Below are 1,201 nucleotides of genomic sequence, written 5' to 3' on the forward strand. Positions count from 1 at the left end.
CAGTCATCATTTTGCTTAACAGCCATTCCCATACACTCGTCAAGCAATTTTGGGTAATCGGCTTGATGATGGTGATAAGCTTGAAATACTTCAACGAGCTTATAAGAAACGGGGCCTGCTTGTGTAGCACTTTGTTTCATCGTTTCTATAGGGAAATTTGCCAAGCTATACATACTTTCAGTATCGCGAGTAATAACCGCTAAAAAATAGGCATCAATCCATTCTGATGGAGCTGCATAACCGTTTTCTAACATACCTTTACCATTCCACGTTACTTCAGGTAAATTATATATTTTAAAGGTTTGCTCTTGCTCAGGCTGCTGTGCAAGCTTTAAGAACGCGGCGTACATTTTTGATGCATATCGTAACCCCGTGGCAGATTCATTTTCGATTTCGGGTGTTTGAACTTCCCAAGTAAGCCAGCGAGATAATTCCAAGTATTGCTCAGGAAAAGCAATAAGGTTATCGCGACGAATAGTGATTGCCTGAGGCATCATTTCAATAATTTCTCTAGGGAATGCCAACCATTTGTCTAATTTAGCTAAATCTATTTTTACTTTACGCTCTATATTCATTATGTACCTGCTATTTTACTGGGACCTATATCAAACTCAGATATGTTAACTTCACCGACTACGGAACCCGATGCTGTTTTAGTAATCGGTGTTTCAATATGTAAATATTGTACTTTCTTTCCCGTTAACGATGGTTTTGTCAATGCGTCGGCTGTCTGCTAATCTGTAGTGCCTAGTTCTTTGAGTCTCATTGACTTAGTAACGGCTTGTGCATATTTCGTTGTACCTTGCTGATAGAATTCATCACCATTTGTTTTACCTAAGCTCGGACAAGATATGACACATCAAGTCTGATCTTATACCCATTACCCTTCTGATAATCTTCACTTATTTTAATAAGATCTTATGATCGCTTACTATTTAAAATAAGTACTATTAATTAAAAAGCGAGGCAGTGAATCACTTTCAACCGTTACTTCATTTCCCATATCGTGCCACATGCATGCCATGCCGAGTAATTGCAGGGGTAAGAATGAATCTACAGGGGCATGATCTGGACCTGCCTCATTAATGTGGTAGCGCTCTTGCGCTTGCAGGTTTTTGGCAAGTGCTTCATTAAAATCACAACCAACATCAAAAGTTGCTGGCGATAAAGCAGCTAGAGTCTCTAAGTATCCGAAAGCAAT

Annotated in this window: 2 protein-coding genes; both read right to left on the reverse strand. The window is 39.2% G+C overall.

Annotated elements, in window-relative coordinates; translation table 11 throughout:
- Positions 1 to 575: immunity 49 family protein (locus H5117_RS20355; RefSeq protein ID WP_182739017.1), on the reverse strand; the 575-nt coding region annotated here is incomplete at its 3' end.
- 356 nt (positions 576 to 931) lie between these two features.
- Positions 932 to 1,201 (reverse strand): Imm49 family immunity protein (locus H5117_RS20360; protein WP_182739018.1); only part of this gene is annotated, 270 nt, incomplete at its 5' end.

The organism is Pseudoalteromonas sp. SG45-1, assembly GCF_014164135.1.
Lineage (GTDB): Bacteria > Pseudomonadota > Gammaproteobacteria > Enterobacterales > Alteromonadaceae > Pseudoalteromonas > Pseudoalteromonas distincta.